This window comes from Nocardia sp. NPDC050718 (assembly GCF_040654235.1).
Classification (GTDB): domain Bacteria; phylum Actinomycetota; class Actinomycetes; order Mycobacteriales; family Mycobacteriaceae; genus Nocardia.
On record NZ_JBFAHQ010000002.1, the window covers coordinates 143,932 to 163,407 of the forward strand.

Consider the following 19,476-nt stretch of genomic DNA (forward strand, 5'->3'; position numbering starts at 1 on the left):
GTCAGCGCACCTGTGGCGCGACCTTGGTGCCGAGCAGGTCGATGCTGTGCAGTACCTGTTCCGGCGGGAGGGTGCCGACGCTGGTGTGCAGCATGAACCGGTCCAGGCCGAGGGTGTCGCGGACCTCGGCGATCTTGCCCGCCACGTAGTCCGGCGTGCCGACGAACAGGGAACCGCTCTGCGAGCGCAGGGCGTCGAACTGCTCGCGGGTCATCGGGCCCCAGCCGCGTTCGCGGCCGATGGTCGACATGGCCAGCGCGTACGGCGCGTAGAAGTCGGCCACCGCCTGCTCGTCGGTCTCGGCGACGTAGCCGTGCGCGTGCACCGCCACCGGCTGCTTCTCGTGGCCGCCCTCGGCGAGGGCCCGGTGGTACAGCTCGACCAGCGGCTTGAACCTGGCCGGCTGGCCGCCGATGATCGCGATCGCCAGCGGCAGCCCGAGCAGGCCGGCCCGGATCACCGACTCCGGGCTGCCGCCGACGGCGATCCACACCGGCAGCGGCCGGTCGTCGGTGCGCGGATAGACGGTGGCGTCGCGCAGCGGCGCGCGGAACCGGCCCGACCAGGTCACCGGCTCGTCCGCGCGCAGGCGCAGCAGCAGGGCCAGCTTCTCCTCGAAGAGGTCGTCGTAGTCGGCGAGGTCGTAGCCGAACAGTGGGAACGACTCGGTGAACGACCCGCGCCCGGCCATCAGCTCGGCCCGGCCGTTCGACAGCCCGTCCAGGGTCGCGAAGTCCTGGTACACCCGGACCGGGTCGTCGGAGCTGAGGACGGTCACCGCGCTGGTCAGCTGGATGCGTTCGGTGCGCGCCGCCGCGGCCGCCAGGACGACGGCGGGCGAGGAGGCCGCGAAATCCTTGCGGTGGTGCTCACCGACGCCGTAGACGTCCAGGCCCGCCGCCTCGGTGGCGACGGCCTCGTCGACGACCTGGCGCAGTCGCTCGGCGGCGGTCGGCGCAGGCCGGTCGCCGGTGGGGTACAGCTCGGCGAAGGTGGTGAGCCCCAGTTCCATGTGAACCTCGTTTCGGGATGCGGTCTGCTCCGGTCATCTCCTAAACGGACCGTGGTCCGGCGAAATTCCCCCACCGTTACGGATGGATGCAGATTATCTATGACAAAACTATAGTGGCCGGTATGACCGCCCTCGCGACGACGCGCACCGAACCCGACCTGTCCTTCCTGCTCGACCGCACGAGTCACGTGCTGCGCACCCAGATGGCGGCGGCGCTGGCCGAGATCGGGCTGACGGCCCGCATGCACTGCGTGCTGGTGCACGCGCTCGAGGCCGAGCGCACCCAGGCGCAGCTCGCCGAGCTCGGCGACATGGACAAGACGACCATGGTCGTCACCGTCGACGCGCTGGAGAAGGCGGGTCTGGCCGAGCGCAAGCCGTCGAGCGCCGACCGTCGCGCGCGGATCATCGCGGTGACGCCGGAGGGCGCGAAGCTCGCCGCGCGCAGCACCGAGATCGTGGACGGTGTGCATCAGGCGGCGCTCGGGTCGCTGCCGAAGGCGGAGCGGGAAACCCTGGTACGCGCGCTGAATCTGCTGGTCGAGGGCCACCTGTCCACTGTCGTGGAGGCGGCGCCTGCGCGTCGCGCACGGCAATAGTCCGTTATAGATTGTCTGCAACGAAACTATCTAGTACGGTCATTTCATGACCTCCTCTCAGCGCATCGCGCTCGCGGTGCTGTCGGCGGCGACGCTGATGACCATCCTCGACGGCAGCATCGTCACCGTCGCCATGCCCGCGATCCAGGCGGACCTCGGCTTCACGCCCGCGGGCCTGAGCTGGACCGTCAACGCCTACCTGATCGCCTTCGGCGGACTGCTCCTGCTGGCCGGACGGCTGGGCGATCTGGTCGGCCGCAAGACGATGTTCCTCACCGGCACCGTCGTTTTCACGGCGGCCTCGCTGCTGGCCGGTGCCGCGGGCACCCCGGCGATGCTGGTGGCGGCCCGCTTCCTGCAGGGCGTCGGTAGTGCTCTGGCCGCGTCGGTGGTGCTCGGCATCCTGGTCACGATCTTTCCCGGTCCGCGCGAACGGGCCACGGCCATCGGCATTTTCAGCTTCACCGGGGCGGCGGGCGCGTCGATCGGGCAGGTGCTGGGCGGAGTGCTCACCGATGCGCTGAACTGGCACTGGATCTTCCTGATCAATGTGCCTATCGGGGTGGTGACCGTTCTGGTCGCCGTCACGGCGCTCCCGGCCGACCGCGGTCTGGGCTGGGGCGCGGGCGCCGATGTGCTCGGGGCGGTCCTGGTCACGGCCGGGCTGATGCTCGGTATCTACACCATCGTGGAAGTCGAACGGTACGGCTGGGTATCGCCGCACACCCTGGGGCTCGGCGCGGTGTCCGGCGCGCTGCTCGCGGGCTTCGTCGCCCGCCAGGCCACCGCGCGACGGCCGCTGCTGCCGCTGCGGATCTTCCGCTCCCGCAATGTGTCCGGCGCCAATGTGGTGCAGATGCTCACGCTCTCGGCGATGTTCGCCTTCCAGATCATCGTCGCGCTCTTCCTGCAGAAGGTGCTGGGCTACAACGCCTTGCAGACCGGGCTGGCCATGCTGCCCGCCGCCCTCGCCATCGGCGGGGTGTCGCTGTTCGCCTCGGCCCGGCTGATCACCCGCTTCGGCGAACGGACCGTGCTCATCGCGGGACTGGTCCTGCTGCTGGTCGGCATGTCGTGGCTGATGCGGCTGCCCGTCGACGCGGACTACGTCACCGATCTGCTGCCGATGATGGTGCTGATCGCGGGTGGCGGGCTGGTGCTGCCCGCGCTCACCGCGCTGGGCATGTCGGGTGCCTCGGCCGACGACGCCGGGCTCGCCTCCGGCCTGTTCAACACCACCCAGCAGGTCGGGATGGCGATCGGGGTCGCGGTCCTGTCCACCCTCGCCGCCACCAGGACCGGCGCCGAACTGGCCACGGGCGCAACCGAAGCCGTCGCGCTGACCGATGGCTATCGCCTCGCGTTCACCGTCGCGGCCGGTCTGCTGGCGGCGGCATTGCTGGTCAGTGTGACGGTGCTGCGCCGACCGGGGACCACCGCCGAGGCGGCCACGGCGGACGCGGTCCCCGCCTTCTGAACGGCCGACCGCAGGGGTGGCGCATCGTCCCTGCGGTCACTACCGGCGGCGCGGCGAGGCCGCGCTCAGCTGGTCGTCGAACCAGCTGACGAGTTCCGGATCGTCGAGACCGTCCGCGACCAGCAGGGCCGCGGAGAGGTCGTGCGAGCGGGTGTAGGCGTTCTGCGCGGCGACGCATCGCAGCCCGGCGGCCGTCGCGGCGAGCACACCGTTGGCGGAATCCTCCACCGCGACAACATGCTCGGGGGCGCACCTCGTCCTGGCCAGGACTTCCAGATAGACCGCCGGGCTCGGTTTGAGGTCGGGGACCTCGGTCCCGGTGATCACGACGTCGAAGACCGGGCCGAAGGCATGGCGCAGCAGGGGCTCCACCCACGCGCGGGTACCGGTGGTGGCCACGTGCAGCGCGATCCCCCGGGCGGCGAGCCGCTCGATCAGCTCCCTGGCACCGGGCCTCGGCTGGATCCGCCCGTCCTCGACCAGGTTCCGCATGATCCGGGTCTTGATGGGGTGCAATCGTTCCGTGAGTTCCCCGGCCTGGGCGGGCGAGCGGCCGGTGCTCTCGAACCAGTGGGCCATCCGCTGGGTGCCGCCGGCGATCCGCAGCAGGTCGCCGTAGCGGTCGATATCCCAGCGGTCGGGGAGCCCGGCCTCGGCGAAGGCCGCGTTGAACGCCACCCGGTGCCCGTCGCGTTCGCTGTCCACCAGGGTGCCGTCGACATCGAAGATCACCGCGTCCAGGCGGGTCATCGGGCACCGCCCAGGTAGTCGCGGACCCGGGCGAGCACCGACGACACGGTGAGGCCGTGGTGGGCCATGACCTCGGCGCCGGGACCGCTGTGCCCGAACGCGTCGATGCCGATCGCCAAGTCGACCACGCCCGCCCAGCCGGTGGTGCTGCCCGCCTCGATGCTGACGGTCCGGGCCGTGGGATCGGGGGAGTAGCGGGTGCGATCGAGCACCGACACCACCCGCACGAGGTAGCCGTCGGCCCGGAGTTCGTCGGCGACCGCCGCCGCCAGCGCGACCTCCGAGCCGGTGGCGACGATATCGACCAGGTGGCGTCCTTCGGCGACGAGCGGCTCGAAGGTCGCGCTCGTAGCACCTTCGGCGGCCGGAGATTCGCCGGTTGTCGTCCGTCGCGAGTCAGCGACGGTGTTGCCGTCGCGCAGGTCCGTGACGGTGGGCGAAGGGACGGTCGAGGCAGGACCTGAGCCGACGGTAGGCGCGGGGTCGCCGCTGGGACGGGGATCGCCGCTGGTACGGGGATCGGCGGTGGCCCGATTGTCCCCGCTGGGACGGGGGTCGCCGCTGGCCTGAGTGTCGGCGGTGGGACGGGGATCGGCGGTGGCCTGAGTGTCGGCGGTGGGACGGGGATCGGCGGTGGCCCGAGTGCCGGCGGTGGGTTCGAGGGCGCGGCCCTCGGTGTTGTGTTGTGGCAGAGACTGTCTGGACAGGATCAGCGCGGTTGGGCCGTCGGTGCGGCGCAGCGCCAGTTCCCAAGCGAGCGCGGTCTCGGCATCGTCGGCCGGGCGCAGTACCTGGAGACCGGGGATCAGGCGCAGCGACTCGACGTGCTCGACGGGCTGGTGCGTCGGCCCGTCCTCGCCGACCGCGATCGAATCGTGGGTGAGCACGTAGATCACCGGCTGACCCATCAGCGCCGACAGGCGCAGCGCGGGTCGCAGATAGTCGGCGAAGACCAGGAACGTGCTGCCGAACACCCGGAACCCGCCGTGCAGGCTGATCCCGTTGAGGACGGCGGCCATGCCGAACTCGCGGATGCCGAACGCGATCGCGCGGTGCGTGTAGTCGTCCCGGCCCAGCACCGGACCGAACGCGGTGCCGGTCGATCCCGCGAGGTCGGCCGAGCCGCCCACCAGTTCCGGCAGGATCGGCCGCAGGGCGTCCAGGCAGGCTTGCGAGGACTGCCGGGTCGCGCGCGGCGCGTCTCCGACGATGCCGGACAGCGCGTCGACGAGTCCGGCGGGCAGTGCGCGCGCACCCGCCCGGGTGAACTCGTCGGCGCGTTCCGGTGCGGCAGAAGCGAATGCGGCGAACCGAGCGAGCCAGTCGGCCCGGTCCTCGGCGCCGATCTCGGTGAGCACCGCGCACGTCGCGCGGACCTGCTCGGGGACCCCGAACGTCGGATAGGTCCATCCGGCAAGCGCTTTGGCCCGGGCGAGCTGATCCGCGCCCAGCGGTGCGCCGTGCGCCTTCGCGGTGCCCGCCACGTCCGGTGCGCCGTGCCCGATCACCGTCCGGACGGCCAGGAAACTCGGCCGCGGATCGTCTTTCGCCCGGGTGAGGGCCGCGTCGATCGCGGCGATGTCGGTGCCGTCGGCCACCGTCTCGGTGTGCCAGCCGTAGGCGGCGAAGCGAGCGAGCTGGTCGTCGCCGCAGGACCGGTCGACGGCGCCGTCGATGGTGATGGCGTTGTCGTCCCACAGCACGATCAACCGGCCCAGCCGCAGCTGCCCGGCGAACGAGGCCGCCTCGTGGCTGACACCCTCCATCAGGCAGCCGTCGCCGACGATCGCGTAGGTGCGGTGGTCGGTGACCTCCGGGTAGCGGGCGTGGGTCATCCGCTCCGCCAGTGCCATGCCGACGGCCATCGCCAGGCCCTGACCGAGCGGACCCGTCGTGCATTCGACGCCCGGCGTCTCGCGGTACTCGGGATGACCCGGTGTCCGCGACCCCAGCTGGCGGAACCGGCGCAGCTCCTCGGTGGGCAGGTCGTAGCCGAACAGGTGCAGCAGCCCGTACAGCAGCGCCGAACCGTGCCCGGCGGACAGGACGAACCGGTCCCGATCGGCCCAGGCCGGGTCGGCCGGATCATGGCGCAGATGCCTGCTCCACAACGTCCACGCCATCGGCGCCGCCCCCATCGGCATCCCCGGATGTCCCGAGTTCGCGGCCTCGACCATGTCGGCGGCGAGGAAGCGCAGGGTGTCGACGGCGAGCTGATCGGTGTCGACAGCGGACGCGGCGAGTGGCCGATGAACAGTGGATTCCGGCATGGCGGCGCCTTTCGATCGGGTCCGTCCATCCGACCGCACGCGGGTCGCGCGGCCTTCCCCCGCACGGGTGGCCGCACGGGTGATTTCTCGCCGATTGCCGTGAGCCACCGCCGTTTTCCGCCGTACTGTGGCGGTATGCCGGAGCCGTCGCCCCCGTTACGGCTGGTGCTCGTCGACGACCACGAGATGGTCCTGCGCGGGCTCGACGCGATGCTCGGCCACTTCCCTGACGAGGTCGCGATCGTCGGCCAGTCGACCACCGACACCGCGGCCCTGCGCCTGATCGACGAGCACCGGCCCGACATCGTCCTGTGCGACGTCCGGATCGGCAAGGCCAGCGGCCTGGATCTGTGCAGGCAGATCACCGAACGCTATCCGGCCACGCGGGTCGTGGTGCTCACCGTCTACGACGACGAGCACTACCTCTACCAGGCGCTGCGCGCCGGCGCGGCCGGGTATGTGCTCAAGCGGGTGGACGGGCGCGAACTCGTCGCCCACCTGCGCCGGGCCGCCGACGGCGAGACGGTCATCGATCCCGCCCTGGCAGGCCGGGTCGCCCTGGCCGCCGCCCGGCTCGACGCCGGGCAGTTCTGGTCGGGCGCGCATCTCGGGCTGACCCAGCGCGAGTCGGAAGTCCTGGGACTGCTGGTCTCCGGGCACTCCAACCGGGCGGTGGCGGGCAAGCTGGTGGTCAGCGAGGACACGGTGAAGACCCACATCCGCGGGCTGTATCGCAAACTGGGCGTGTCCGATCGGAGTGGGGCGATCGCGGTCGCATTGCGGGAGGGGCTGTTCCGGTGACCGGCGTCGCGCCGAGCGCCGCGCAGCTGGCCCCGCTGCTCGCGGCCGACGGGGTGCTGCTGTACGCGGTCGACGGGCAGGACCTCACCGTGGTCGACCTCTGGCCCGCCCATCCGTCGGCGGGCGCGCTGACCCTGCAGGTCGGATTCGGGGTGACCGGACTGGTCGCCCGGACCGGAACGCCGGTGCTGCTCGATCGGGACTCGCCGCGTAATGCGATGCACCGCAGCCTGTTACGCCTGGACCCCGACCGGACCATCGCCCGGATGTGTCTGCCGCTGCGCGGCATCGACGACTCGGTGGTGGGCGTCCTCGCCGCCCATCGGGATCCGGCGACACCGTTCGGCCCGGCCGACCTCGCGCGGGCGGAGAGCTACGCCGATGTGCTCGGCCTGTCGTTGCACGCGCACCGGTTGTGGCGCACCGTCACCCGGCATCGCACCGAACGGGATCGCCTGGTCGAACAGGCGATCTCGGCGCAGGAGGCCGAGCGCAGGCGGATCGCGTTCGACCTGCACGACGGGGTGACCACCGCGCTCGCGTCGATGTCGTTCCACCTGTCCGCGGCCGACCTGACCGTCTCCGAACTCGCCGCCCACGTCGCCGCGGGCGACGAGTCGGGCCTGCGCGCGCTGGAGCGGGCCCGCGCCGAACTGGTCGGCGCCCGGACCCTGGCCGACTACGCCTACAACGAGACCAGGGCGGCGATCTCGGGCCTGCACAGCCTCGTCCTCGACGACCTGGGCCTGGTCGCCGCGCTCGAATCGCTGGTCCGCACCGCGAGCACCGGCGGTGGCCCGGCGATCGAATTCCTCGTCGACCCGGCCGCCGCCGTCGGCGACATCCCCGAGCACGCGGCCGCCGCCCTGTACCGGATCGCGCAGGAGGCGCTGGTGAACGCGGTCAAGCACGCGGGCGCGAGCCGGATCGTGCTGTCGCTGCGCCGGGTCGGCGACTCGGTGGTGCTGGGGTGCTCCGACGACGGCGCGGGGTTCGACCCCGCCGCGCGCCGGGCCGAACGATCCGCCGACGCCGACCAGCACTTCGGGCTGAGCTCGCTCGCCGAACGCTGTGCCGTCATCGAGGCCTCGCTGCGCATCGAGTCGCTGCTGGGGCGCGGCACGATCGTGCTGGTCGAGCTGCCGATCCGGTAGTCAGCGGGTCGCGTCGGCGGCGCTGCGGCAGTTCGCCAGCAGCACCCGCTGGGCGTCGGCCACCGTGGCCGGCGCCCCGGCCCACGTGTGCAAGGCGGCGCTGACCAGCGCCCGCCCGAACGAGAACGTGACCGACCACGGCCGATCGCCCCTGGCGTGCAGCGCGCGCAGGTAGTCGCAGACCCGCTCGGTCGGCTGACCACCGGAGAGGAAGGCGATGCCGGGAACCGCGGCGGGCACGGTGTCGCGCAGGACCGCGAACGTCGCCGCCACCACCTCGTCGGCGGGTGCGGGCGCGGCGTCGAGTCCCGGCGTCACGAAGTTCGGTTTGAGCACGATGCCGGTCGGGTCGACCCCGGCGGCGTCGAGGGCGGCGAACAGCGAGCGCAGGGCGAGCCGGGTGGCTTGGGCGGACGCGGCCAGATCGTGCTCGCCGGTGCACAGCACCTCCGGCTCGACGATCGGCACGATGCCGTGCTCCTGACACAGCGCGGCGTAGCGCGCCAGCGCGTGGCCGTTGGCGTGCGCGGCGTAGGGCGTGATCGTCCGCACGTCGAACACGGCCCGCCACTTGGCGAAGGCGGCCCCGCGCTCGGCATAGGACGCCAGCCGGGCGCCGAGGCCGTCGAGTCCCTCGGTGACCAGCGCGCCCGCCTGCCCGGGCAGGGCGGTGGTGCCGGTGTCGACCTTGATCCCGGGCAGCAGGTCGAGGTCGCGGGCCGCGACGGGGAAGGGGCGGCCGTCGGCGAGATCCTGGCCGAAGGTCTCGTCGCACAGGATGATTCCGCTGACCCGATCCGCCAGCCCGTCGGCGGTGAGCAGCAGGGCGCGATAGTCGCGCCGGGCGGTCGCGCTCGCGGGGACGCCCGCCTGCTCCAGGCGGGCGGACATGGTCGTGATCGACTCGTCGGCGGCGAGAATGCCGCGGCCGCCGCCGGTCAGCTGCTGGGCGACGGCGGCGAGGGGCGGGGCGGGAAGTGTCGTCATGGTGACAGCGTGCGAGCGTGCCGGTCGTCCGTCCTCACCCCTGCGGGCGAAACCGGGTGTGAACCGCCGCGTTGACAACCGCCGTGAAACTGGGAAGCCTGAGGTCATCCAGTCCGATCGCAGTGCCGCGGCACGGGAAGAAGCCGGTGATGACCTCGATCGACGACCCCACCGACGACCTGTCGGTCACCCCACCCAAGACCTGGGCGGCCGGTGTTCCCGGGGTGGTCCACGCGCTCGAGTACTCGCTGTCGCAGACCTCAGCCGCACGCACCGCGCTGACGCTGCTCAACGTCAACCAGGCCGAGGGGTTCGACTGCCCCGGCTGCGCGTGGCCGGAGCCGAAGCACCGGCACAAGAACGAGTACTGCGAGAACGGCGCCAAGCACGTCAGCGACGAGGCCACCACCCGCCGGGTGACCCGCGAGTTCTTCGCCACCCACACCGTCGACGAACTCGACGCCACCTCCGACTACTGGCTCAACCAGCAGGGCAGGCTGACCGAGCCGATGGTCAAGCGGCCCGGCGCCGCGCACTACGAACCGATCGGCTGGGACGCCGCCCTCGACCTGATCGCCGACACGCTGCGTGGCCTGGACTCGCCGAACGAGGCGCTGTTCTACACCTCGGGCAGGCTCAACAACGAGGCCGCGTTCCTGCTGCAGCTCTTCGCCCGCGCCTACGGCACCAACAACCTGCCCGACTGCTCCAACATGTGCCACGAGTCGAGTGGTTCGGCGCTGAACCAGACCCTCGGGGTCGGCAAGGGCAGCGTGTCGCTGGACGACATCTACGCCGCCGACCTGATCTTCGTCGTCGGTCAGAATCCCGGCACGAACCATCCCCGGATGCTCTCGGCGTTGGAGGAGGCAAAGCGCAACGGCGCGAAGGTCGTCGCGGTGAACCCGCTGCCCGAGGCCGGGCTGATCCGGTTCAAGAACCCGCAGGTCCCGCGCGGGGTGATCGGGCGCGGCACCGCGATCGCCGATCACTTCCTGCAGATCCGGCCGGGCGGTGACCTGGCCCTGTTCCAGACCCTGAACCGGTTGCTGCTCGAAGCCGAGGACGCCGCGCCGGGGACCGTCCTCGACCACGAGTTCATCCGCGAGCACACCCACGGCTTCGAGGATTTCGCCGCGCACGCCAGGGGAATCGGCTGGGACGACGCGCTCACGGCGACCGGTCTGACCCGGGCGGCGATCGAGGACGTGCACCGGGAAGTCCTCGGCGCGAAGAAGATCATCGTGTGCTGGGCGATGGGCCTGACCCAGCACAAGCACGGCGTGCCGACGATCCGCGAGATCGTCGATTTCCTGCTGCTGCGTGGCAATCTCGGCCGCCCCGGTGCGGGCGTGTGCCCGGTCCGCGGGCACAGCAACGTCCAGGGCGACCGCACGATGGGCATCTGGGAGCGGGTACCGCAGTGGTTCCTCGACGCCCTCGGCACCGAGTTCGGCTTCACCCCGCCGACCGCACACGGGCTGGACTCGGTCGACGCCATCCGCGCCATGCGCGACGGCCGGGCGAAGGTATTCGTCGGTGTCGCAGGCAATTTCGCGCGAGCGACGCCGGACAGCGCGGTCACCGAGGCGGCGCTGCGGCAGTGCGCGCTCACCGTGCAGATCTCCACCAAACTGAACCGCTCGCACACTGTGTGCGGTGCGACCGCGCTGATCCTGCCCACATTGGGGCGCAGCGATCGTGACATCCAGGCCACCGGCGAGCAGTTCGTCACCGTGGAGGACTCGATGAGCGAGGTCCACGCCTCCCGCGGCCGCCTCGACCCGGCCTCGCCGCACCTGCTCAGCGAGGTCGCGATCATCTCCCGGCTGGCCCAGCACACCCTCGGCACCACTCCCGCGATCCCGTGGGCGGAGTTCGAGGCCGACTACGACACCGTCCGCGACCGCATCTCCCGGGTGGTGCCCGGCTTCGAGAACTTCACCGAGCGGGTCTCCGAGCCGGGTGGGCTGCGGTTGATCAACCCGGTCAACGAGGGTGTCTACCGCACCGCCAGCGGAAAGGCGGAGTTCACCCGCAACGAGTTCACCTTCCTCGACGTGCCGCCGGGGCATCTGCTGTTGCAGTCGCTGCGCTCGCACGATCAGTGGAACACCATCCCGTACGCGAACAACGACCGCTACCGGGGCATCCACAACGCGCGCCGGGTGGTGATGGTCAACCCGGACGACCTGGCCGAGCTCGGTCTGGCCGATCGGGACGTGGTCGACCTGGTCAGCGTCTGGCACGACGGGGTCGAGCGGCGCGCCGAGAACTTCGTGGTGGTCGCCTACCCGGCCAGCCGCGGCTCGGCGGCGGCCTACTACCCGGAGACGAACGTGCTGGTCCCGCTCGACAGCGTCGCCGACATCAGCAACACCCCCACCTCGAAGGGGATCGTGGTCCGGCTCGAACCGCGACACAGCGCCGGGTAGGGGTGCTGGCTACACTCGCTGCTATGTCCGTGCGCACCCGTCAGCCACTCGTTCCCGGCACCCAGTCGCCGATCCGCGACGTCCCGCGTTCCATCGAGCGTCCCGAGTACGTGTGGAAGAAGACCGCGAACGAAGGGCGTGAGCCCTGGGTGCAGACGGCCGAGACCATCGAGAAGATGCGGATCGCGGGCAAGATCGCCGCGCAGGCCCTGGAAGAGGCGGGCAAGGCGGTCGCGCCCGGCGTCACCACCGACGAGCTGGACCGGATCGCCCACGAGTACATGTGCGACCACGGCGCCTACCCGTCGACCCTCGGCTACAAGGGCTTCTCCAAGTCCTGCTGCACCTCGCTCAACGAGGTCATCTGCCACGGCATCCCGGACTCGACCGTGATCGAGGACGGTGACATCGTCAATATCGACGTCACCGCCTTCATCCACGGCGTGCACGGCGACACCAACAAGACCTTCCTCGCCGGCGATGTCGACGAGGAGGTGCGGCTGCTGGTCGAGCGCACCGAAGAGGCCACCAACCGGGCCATCAAGGCGGTCAAGCCGGGCCGCGCGCTCAATGTGATCGGCCGGGTCATCGAGGCCTACGCCAACCGCTTCGGCTACGGCGTCGTGCGCGACTTCACCGGCCACGGCGTCGGCCCGACCTTCCACAGCGGCCTGGTCATCCTGCACTACGACCAGCCCGAGATCGAGTCGGTCATCGAGCCCGGCATGACCTTCACCATCGAGCCGATGATCAACCTCGGCGGCATCGACTACGACATCTGGGACGACGGCTGGACCGTGGTCACCAAGGACCGCAAGTGGACCGCCCAGTTCGAACACACCCTGGTCGTCACCGAGACGGGCGCGGAAATCCTGACCCTGCCGTGAGTCCGGCCGCGGGTGCGGGGGACGACGCGCGCCCGCGCGGGGCGCTGCTGATCGCGGGGACGACCTCCGACGCGGGGAAAAGCGTTGTGGTGGCGGGTATCTGCCGGATGCTCGCGCGGCGCGGCGTGCGGGTGGCGCCGTTCAAGGCCCAGAACATGTCCAACAACTCCGTCGTCACCCTCGACGGCGGGGAGATCGGGCGGGCGCAGGCGTTGCAGGCGCGGGCGTGTGGGTTGGAGCCGAGCGTGCGGTTCAATCCGGTGCTGCTCAAACCCGGCAGCGATCGGCGCTCGCAGCTCGTGGTGCGCGGCAAGGCCGTCGGGACCGTCGGCGCGCGGGACTATTTCACCCGCAGGCAGCAGCTGCGCGAGGTGGTCGCGGCAGAACTCGCTTCCCTGCGCGCGGAATTCGATGTGGTGATCTGCGAGGGTGCCGGGTCGCCCGCCGAGATCAATCTGCGGGCCACGGATCTGGCGAACATGGGACTGGCACGCGCGGCCGACCTGCCCGTGCTGGTGGTCGGTGACATCGATCGCGGGGGAGTACTGGCCCATCTGTTCGGCACCGTCGCCGTGCTGGAACCCGAAGACCAGCAACTCATCTCGGGCTTCCTCGTCAACAAGTTCCGTGGTGACGTGTCGTTGCTCCAACCCGGACTCGACCAGCTGACCGCCCTCACCGGCCGTCCCACCCTCGGCGTGCTGCCCTTCGCCGAGGACCTGTGGCTCGACGCCGAGGACTCCCTCGGCACCGTCGCGGGCACGCCCGTCGGCCGTCCCGGCCCGCCGCGCGGCACCGACTGGCTCACCGTCGCCGCCGTGCGCCTGCCCCGCATCTCCAACTCCACCGATATCGAAGCCCTCGCCTGCGAGCCCGGTGTCGCGGTCCGCTGGGCCGACGGCCCCGATCAGATCGCCACGGCCGACCTCGTGGTCGTGCCCGGTTCCAAAGCCACCATCTCGGATCTGAAGTGGTTGCGTACCAGGGGAATCGGCGAGGCGCTGCGTGCGCGCGCGGCCGCCGGACGCCCAATTCTCGGCATCTGCGGCGGCTATCAGATGCTCGGACGCCGGATCACCGACGGCGTGGAGTACGCGCGCCCGGCGGGTTCCGGCGATCACGCCACGGCCATCGCGCCGAACGGTCGCGCCGCGGACTGCGAGGACGCGGCGCGGGTGGATCAACCGCCCGAACTCGCCGCGGCGGGCGAGAACCCCTGGGTCGCCGACGGTCTCGGCCTGCTCGATCTCACCATCGAATTCGCGAACCCCAAGATCGCGCGACAGGTCTCGGGCCATGCCGACGGCATCCCCGTCACCGGTTACGAGATCCACCACGGCCGCGTCCGGCACAGCGGCGACCCCACCTGGCTGACGGTCGACGGCACCCCCGAAGGCAGTGCGCGCGAGGCGATCTGGGGCACCCACGTGCACGGGCTGCTCGAATCCGACGAGTTCCGCCGCACCTGGCTCGCCGAAGTAGCCCTGCGCGCGGGCCGCACCGGCTTCCGCGTCGCCCCGGACACCTCGGTCGCCGCCACCCGCACCGCCCAGCTCGACCTGCTGGCCGACCTGATCGAACAGCACGTCGACCTGGCCGCCCTCGACGCCCTGATCAGCCGCGGCGCGTCACCCGATCTACCGACCGTGCGCGCCGAACTCGATCGCCCTGAGGTCGGCTGAGAGACCTCGGCCACCTGTCGTAGCAGCACGAGCGGGCGGTGGCTCAGTCCCCGGCTGACGCCGTTTTCTCGGCGACGGCAGGCCGCGCCCGGGCCAGCGCATATGCGGCGAAGCCGAACACCAGGGCGGGCCCACCGAGGACCAGGACACCGATCAGCCAGACGAAATCGGTCGCAGCGGACGCGGCCGACCGATAGGCACCGGTGTCTACGCCGACGTCGATGAGAACGATCCGGGCACTGACCGTTTCGCCCGCCGTGACACCGAAGAGGCGGATCGTGCGGCCGTCCTCGATACTCGTACCGATACCCGCCCGGCCGCGGCCGCCCATGGTCCCGCTGGAGCTCTCGTCGACGTGGACCGTGACCTCTCGACCGAAGCCCAGCAGGTAGGCGGTGGCGTTGATCGGCTGGGTGATCCCGAACAGGGCCCCGGCCCCGAACACGATGGCGCCGACGGCGCACAGCACGCTCTGGACGATCCTCTTCACAATCCCCCCTTGATCTTCGGCTCATCCTACGGCGCGCCGAGGTCTCGTCGGGCGCTCGGCCTCAGACCGCCGCGAAGGACCGGCTGAACGACTGTCCGGCCGAGACGCGGGCGCGCATGCCCGGCAACCGGAGCAGCTCGTAGCGCCGCAGGTCGGGTTCGGCGCCGGACAGGACCTCGGCCAGTGCCGCCGCGTCGGTGACCGCTTCCTCGAAACCCGCCCCGGTCATCGGGGTCTGCGCGTGGGCGGCGTCGCCGAGCAGGGCGAGGCGGCCGTCGACGACGCGCCGGGGCAGGTACTCGGTGATCGGGGTCGCGATGACCTCGCGGTTCTGGAACGCCTCGATGACGCCGCTGCGCCACGGTTCGCTCCACCGGGTCCGCGCCGTGCGGATCATGTCGTCGTAGACCTCGTCGGGAACGGCGTGCGGGCGCGGCGTGTACTTCACCTCGGTGCCGTCGACGGCGCCGATCCGGCGCAGCAGGGCTGTGTGGTTCGGGTCGAACCAGCCCCAGCCGTAGCGGGAGACGCCGCCGTCGCGGTCGATGAGCGGGTAGACCGCGAGCATGTCGTCGGTGCCGGAGTGGAAATCGGGCCCGCCCGCACGCTCGGCTAAGGCGGCGGGCAACTCCGACTGTCCCAGCCACACAACGTATCCCGCGTACCTGGCGACCGGGCGATCGGCGTCGACGGTACGGCGCACCACGCTGCGGTAGCCGTCGGCGCCCAGCAGGACGTCGGCGGTGTGGACCGCGCCGTCCTCGGTGCGCGCCCAGGCCGCCGTGTCGTGCTGGCCGACCGCGACCACGGCGGCGTTCTCGACGACGGTGACCAGCGGTTCGGCGTCGGCCGCGGCGCGCAGCGCCGAGTAGACGTCCCACCACGCGTGCGGATAGGTGCCCTGGTCCATGGCGACGGGGCCCAGCGCCGCGCCGACGATGTCACGCGCCGCGGGACCGAGGGCCCGGCTCAGGCTCGCACCGGCGACCAGAATGGCGACGCCGCGCTGCGTGCGCCCGCCGGTCCGCTCCAGCACCGTGCTCCGGCGGCCACGCGCGGCCAGGGCCAGGGCGGTGGTCAGCCCGCCGAGCGAACCGCCCACGATCAGCGTCGGCGTGTGCGCCGCGGCTCCGGACACGGAAACGGCCATGACCTACTCCTTCTCGAACGGTCGAAGTGCCCGCGGGTCGGCCCGACCGCGCGCGGCGTCGCAACCACCTGGGGAAAGTCGCCAGTGGTGCTGGCACCGACAGTGGCAGCTCCCCGCGCGTCCGTGCAGGGGACAAAATGTTCCCAGGATGCGCATGCACCCGGTCCGGTCGCCGGTGACCCGGCTCTTCCCCCGCGCACGATGTGCGGCCGGTCTCTGCTCACAGCCGGGCGGGCGCCGTTGTGACAGGTTCGGCAATTCAGCCCTTCCCGGCTGGGAAAGCCCAGGACACGGGCGAAAACAGACCGGCCGGGCGGAGCGCAACACGCTGCCGTGTTCAGCCGGGCCGTGTACCGTTCACCGGCATGAAATCTCGGCAGATCACGGTCGGTGACCGGGCCTGGACAGTGCGGGTCGACGGCCCCCAATCGCGGCACAATGTGCTGTTGCTTCCCGATGCGGACGATCCGGCCGACGTGTTCGACACCGTGTGCGCGCGGCTGCACGAGTCCGATCTGCAGACCGTCGTGCTGGAGTCCGTCGAGGGGCTCGAGCCCGCGGCGATCCACGTGATTCTCGACGAGCTCGAGCTGCCCTACGCCAATGTGGCCGGGCGCGGTGCGGGCGCGGCGCTGGCCTGGCGGCTGTGCGCGGGCCGGTTCGGGCGGTTCATGAGCCTGGTCGTCGCCGATCACGGTCATCCGGCGGTGCCCGGCGCCGACGGCATCGCACCCGACGCGGCGTGTCCGCCGCTCGAGCTGCCGGTCACCATGCTGGTCACCAAGAGCCTGCCGCGCGCCGTCGCCGACGCGTCCGGCCGCTACGTGTACGGCGAGTTCCGGGTGGTGCCGGTCGAGGTCGACAACATCGCCACCGAGGGCGCCCACGAACTGGCCACCGAGATCGTCCTGCGCACCAGCCTCTGGTGAGCAGCGGGCCGGGACCATCCGGTCCCGGCCCACCACCCGCTAGTTCTTGCGGTAGGCCGCCAGCCAGTCCAGCCAGCTGTCGGTTTCGGCGAAAGCGTTGGCGCGCACCGCTTCCGCGGAAAGGAACACGTCGTGGCGGGCGCCGTCGATCGGCACGATCGTGGTGCGCTCGCCCAGGCAACCCGCCCAGCGCTGGATCTGCTTGACGTCGAGCACGGCATCGGCCACGTCGACGGCGGGGCTGTGCGCGCGGGCGAACTTCGTCAGCCGCGAGCGCAGGATCAGCGCGGGCACCCCGATCGCCAGCCCCTGGTGCAGGCGGGCCTGGCCACGCCGGATGGCACGCAGCCAGCCCAGCCGCACCGGCTCGCCGCTGAGCGGCTTCCAGTCCAGGTTGTAGTCCCACTCACCCGCGCGGCTGTGGTGCAGGCTGTCACCGTAGGCGGTGCTGACGCCCATGCCGGGGAGCTGCGCGAATGCCCGGACCTTGCCGACCGCGTTGATGATCGGCGTGCCGACGGTGCGGTAGTACGCCGGACCCTGCAGGTCGAACCACGGGCTGTTGAGCACGACGCCGACGATCCCGGCCTTCGCGGTGCCGCCCGCGGCCTCGAGCCGGTCCAGCCACAGCGGCACCACGAGTCCGCCGGTCGAATGCGCGACGATCAGGACGTCGTCGCCGGTCTCCGCGCGCGCGATGCGCAGCGCCTCGTTCAGCTCGGCGTCGTAGAGCGCCAGGTCGCTGACGAAGTGCGCGCTCTGCCCTTCCCGCCGCGAACGACCGCATTTGCGCAGGTCGAGGGCGTAGAAGCGGTGGCCGCGGGCCGCGAAGTGCTCGGCCAGGTGCTCCTGGAAGAAGTAATCGGTGAACCCGTGCAGGTAGAGCACGGTCGGCGCGGTGGCCGGCGCGGCGGCGTCGGGCAGATAGCGGACGAGGGTGGCCACCACCTCGCCCTCACCGTCGGGATCGGGGCCCAGCGGCAGGGTGCGCTGCTGGTAGTCGGTGCCGAGGACATCGGGTTGCCACTGCTCATCGGTCCGATCGGCGGTGCCGGCGGGATCGAGTGAGGTTTCGTTCGTCACACCGCTCAATCTATCGCGCGGTCAGCGCGACGTGCAGTGTTGGTTTAGATCACATTCGGGAGGTCGGTTGCGGTACTCCGAACGGCTGAGGTGCACAATTGGCAACAGGTGAACGACGGGTAACCTACCCCCCGGCGATTCACCGCGAGTCGCAACAACCCCAAAGCGCCCGCGCCCAAGCGAACTCACCCCGGTGGGTAGCTGAGAAGGACAAGGAAGTCGAAGTACCCGTGTCGAACGCTGCGAAGACCGAAAAGACCGATGTCGTACTCATCGGCGCAGGCATCATGAGTGCCACGCTGGGCGCGCTGCTGCGGCAGCTGCAGCCGGAGTGGAGCATCTCGGTGTTCGAGCGGCTCGACGCCGCCGCCGCGGAGAGCAGCGATCCGTGGAACAACGCGGGCACCGGTCACTCGGCGCTGTGCGAGCTCAACTACAGCCCGCAGAACGCCGACGGCTCGGTCGACATCGGCAAGGCCGTCGACATCAACGAGCGCTTCCAGGTCTCCCGGCAGTTCTGGGCCTCGGCCGTCGACACCGGCGTCCTCGACGACCCGTCCGGGTTCATCAACCCCATCCCGCACGTCAGCTTCGTGCACGGCGCCGACAACGTCGACTACCTGCGCAAGCGCTACGAGGCGCTGGCGCCGCACCCGCTGTTCCGCGGCATGGAGTACATCGACAGCCCCGACGAGTTCGCCGCGCGCCTGCCGCTGATGGCCAAGGGCCGTGACTTCACCGACCCGATCGCGCTGAACTGGACCGACGGCGGCACCGATATCGACTTCGGCGCGCTCACCAAGCAGCTGCTCGCCTACATCGGCAAGTCCGGCGGCGAGATCGCCTTCGGCACCGAGGTCCGCAACCTCGACAAGCAGTCCGACGGCAGCTGGAACGTCACCGTCCGCAACCTGCGCACCTTCCAGAGCCGGGTCGTCAACGCGAAGTTCGTCTTCGTCGGCGCCGGTGGTGGCGCGCTGCCGCTGCTGCAGAAGTCGGGCATCAAGGAGGCCAAGGGCTTCGGTGGCTTCCCGATCAGCGGCCAGTTCCTGCGCTCGACCAACCCCGAGCTGATCGCGGCGCACGAGGCCAAGGTCTACGGCAAGGCCGCCGTCGGCGCGCCGCCGATGTCGGTGCCGCACCTGGACACCCGCGTCATCAACGGCCGCAAGGGCCTGCTGTTCGGCCCCTACGCCGGCTGGACCCCCAAGTTCCTCAAGGACGGCTCCAACGCCGACCTGTTCAAGTCGATCAAGCCGAACAACATCGGTTCGCTCGTCGGCGTCGGCCTCACCGAGATGGGCCTGACCAAGTACCTGATCAGCGAGCTGCTCAAGTCGCAGTCGGGCAAGGTCGGTGTGCTCGAGGAGTTCCTGCCGCGCGCCGAGGGCCGCGACTGGGAGCTGATCACCGCCGGTCAGCGCGTGCAGGTCATCCGGAAGAAGGGCGCGGGCGGTGTGCTCGAGTTCGGCACCGCGGTCATCTCCGCCGAGGACGGCACCATCGCCGGCCTGCTCGGCGCCTCGCCGGGCGCCTCGACCTGCGTCACCGCGATGCTCGACGTCATGCAGCGCTGCTTCCCGCGCGAGTACGCCGACTGGACCCCGCAGCTGAAGCGGATGATCCCGTCGCTGGGCCAGAAGCTGTCGGAGAACCAGGCCCTGTTCCAGGAAGTCTGGGACTGGACCAACAAGTCGCTGAAGCTCGACGCGAAGAACACGCCCGCGCAGCCGGAGGCCCCGACCTACGCGCAGGTGTGATAGCAAGACG

16 protein-coding genes are annotated in these 19,476 nt (G+C 70.9%); 9 read left to right on the forward strand and 7 right to left on the reverse strand.

Annotation, left to right across the window (positions count from 1 at the left end; genetic code table 11):
* Nucleotide 1: 1 nt before the first annotated feature.
* Nucleotides 2-1,012: an LLM class flavin-dependent oxidoreductase gene (locus tag AB0H54_RS10200; RefSeq protein ID WP_357344466.1), complete on the reverse strand. Its 1,011-nt coding sequence runs from the start codon at nucleotides 1,010-1,012 to the stop codon at nucleotides 2-4.
* 122 nt (nucleotides 1,013-1,134) lie between these two features.
* Between AB0H54_RS10200 and AB0H54_RS10205 the strand changes: the two genes are divergently transcribed.
* A complete protein-coding gene (locus AB0H54_RS10205; RefSeq protein WP_357344468.1) occupies nucleotides 1,135-1,611 on the forward strand; it encodes a MarR family winged helix-turn-helix transcriptional regulator in 477 nt (158 codons plus the stop codon).
* Between the two features lie 46 nt (nucleotides 1,612-1,657).
* The gene (locus AB0H54_RS10210; protein WP_357344470.1) at nucleotides 1,658-3,088 is read left to right on the forward strand and encodes a DHA2 family efflux MFS transporter permease subunit; all 1,431 of its coding nucleotides are present in this window, start codon (nucleotides 1,658-1,660) and stop codon (nucleotides 3,086-3,088) included.
* A 39-nt stretch (nucleotides 3,089-3,127) separates the two neighbouring features.
* On the opposite strand, the gene AB0H54_RS10215 is transcribed toward AB0H54_RS10210, so the two are convergent.
* Nucleotides 3,128-3,838: an HAD-IA family hydrolase gene (locus tag AB0H54_RS10215; protein WP_357344472.1), complete on the reverse strand. Its 711-nt coding sequence runs from the start codon at nucleotides 3,836-3,838 to the stop codon at nucleotides 3,128-3,130.
* Complete coding sequence (locus AB0H54_RS10220) at nucleotides 3,835-6,108, reverse strand: 1-deoxy-D-xylulose-5-phosphate synthase N-terminal domain-containing protein (RefSeq protein WP_357344474.1); 2,274 nt, start codon at nucleotides 6,106-6,108, stop codon at nucleotides 3,835-3,837. The genes AB0H54_RS10215 and AB0H54_RS10220 overlap by 4 nt, the downstream gene beginning before the upstream one ends.
* Before the next feature lie 135 nt (nucleotides 6,109-6,243).
* On the opposite strand from AB0H54_RS10220, the gene AB0H54_RS10225 reads away from it, so the two are divergent.
* Both AB0H54_RS10225 and AB0H54_RS10230 read left to right on the forward strand, forming a co-directional pair.
* Complete coding sequence (locus tag AB0H54_RS10225; RefSeq protein WP_357344476.1) at nucleotides 6,244-6,909, forward strand: response regulator transcription factor; 666 nt, start codon at nucleotides 6,244-6,246, stop codon at nucleotides 6,907-6,909.
* Complete coding sequence (locus AB0H54_RS10230; RefSeq protein ID WP_357344478.1) at nucleotides 6,906-8,063, forward strand: GAF domain-containing sensor histidine kinase; 1,158 nt, start codon at nucleotides 6,906-6,908, stop codon at nucleotides 8,061-8,063. Before AB0H54_RS10225 ends, AB0H54_RS10230 begins: the two co-directional genes overlap by 4 nt.
* Here the strand turns inward: AB0H54_RS10230 and AB0H54_RS10235 are convergent, their stop codons facing one another.
* Nucleotides 8,064-9,050, reverse strand: a complete 987-nt coding sequence (locus tag AB0H54_RS10235; RefSeq protein ID WP_357344480.1) for a class I fructose-bisphosphate aldolase — start codon at nucleotides 9,048-9,050, stop codon at nucleotides 8,064-8,066. It abuts the gene before it with no gap.
* A 149-nt stretch (nucleotides 9,051-9,199) separates the two neighbouring features.
* On the opposite strand from AB0H54_RS10235, the gene AB0H54_RS10240 reads away from it, so the two are divergent.
* Genes AB0H54_RS10240 through AB0H54_RS10250 form a run of 3 tightly spaced genes read left to right on the forward strand, consistent with a single transcriptional unit; the run spans nucleotide 9,200 to nucleotide 14,054 of the window.
* Nucleotides 9,200-11,485: an FdhF/YdeP family oxidoreductase gene (locus AB0H54_RS10240; protein ID WP_357344482.1), complete on the forward strand. Its 2,286-nt coding sequence runs from the start codon at nucleotides 9,200-9,202 to the stop codon at nucleotides 11,483-11,485.
* Between the two features lie 23 nt (nucleotides 11,486-11,508).
* Entirely contained in the window at nucleotides 11,509-12,372 is an 864-nt protein-coding gene (map, locus tag AB0H54_RS10245) for a type I methionyl aminopeptidase (RefSeq protein WP_357344484.1), read from the forward strand.
* A complete protein-coding gene (locus tag AB0H54_RS10250) occupies nucleotides 12,369-14,054 on the forward strand; it encodes a cobyric acid synthase (RefSeq protein ID WP_357344486.1) in 1,686 nt (561 codons plus the stop codon). The genes map and AB0H54_RS10250 overlap by 4 nt, the downstream gene beginning before the upstream one ends.
* 43 nt (nucleotides 14,055-14,097) lie before the next feature.
* On the opposite strand, the gene AB0H54_RS10255 is transcribed toward AB0H54_RS10250, so the two are convergent.
* Together AB0H54_RS10255 and AB0H54_RS10260 are read right to left on the reverse strand one after the other, a co-directional pair.
* Nucleotides 14,098-14,544 carry a hypothetical protein gene (locus tag AB0H54_RS10255; protein WP_357344488.1) on the reverse strand — a complete coding sequence of 149 codons (447 nt, stop codon included), beginning with the start codon at nucleotides 14,542-14,544 and terminating at the stop codon, nucleotides 14,098-14,100.
* Nucleotides 14,545-14,605: 61 nt separating this feature from the next.
* Nucleotides 14,606-15,694, reverse strand: coding sequence for an FAD-dependent monooxygenase (locus AB0H54_RS10260; protein ID WP_357344490.1), 1,089 nt, complete (start codon nucleotides 15,692-15,694; stop codon nucleotides 14,606-14,608).
* A 365-nt stretch (nucleotides 15,695-16,059) separates the two neighbouring features.
* On the opposite strand from AB0H54_RS10260, the gene AB0H54_RS10265 reads away from it, so the two are divergent.
* Nucleotides 16,060-16,623, forward strand: coding sequence for an alpha/beta hydrolase (locus tag AB0H54_RS10265; RefSeq protein WP_357344492.1), 564 nt, complete (start codon nucleotides 16,060-16,062; stop codon nucleotides 16,621-16,623).
* A 39-nt stretch (nucleotides 16,624-16,662) separates the two neighbouring features.
* On the opposite strand, the gene AB0H54_RS10270 is transcribed toward AB0H54_RS10265, so the two are convergent.
* Nucleotides 16,663-17,706, reverse strand: a complete 1,044-nt coding sequence (locus tag AB0H54_RS10270) for an alpha/beta hydrolase (protein WP_357344494.1) — start codon at nucleotides 17,704-17,706, stop codon at nucleotides 16,663-16,665.
* A gap of 287 nt (nucleotides 17,707-17,993) precedes the next feature.
* On the opposite strand from AB0H54_RS10270, the gene mqo reads away from it, so the two are divergent.
* Nucleotides 17,994-19,466 (forward strand): malate dehydrogenase (quinone), encoded by a 1,473-nt coding sequence (gene mqo / locus AB0H54_RS10275; protein ID WP_357345689.1) that lies wholly within the window; start codon nucleotides 17,994-17,996, stop codon nucleotides 19,464-19,466.
* Nucleotides 19,467-19,476: the final 10 nt, after the last annotated feature.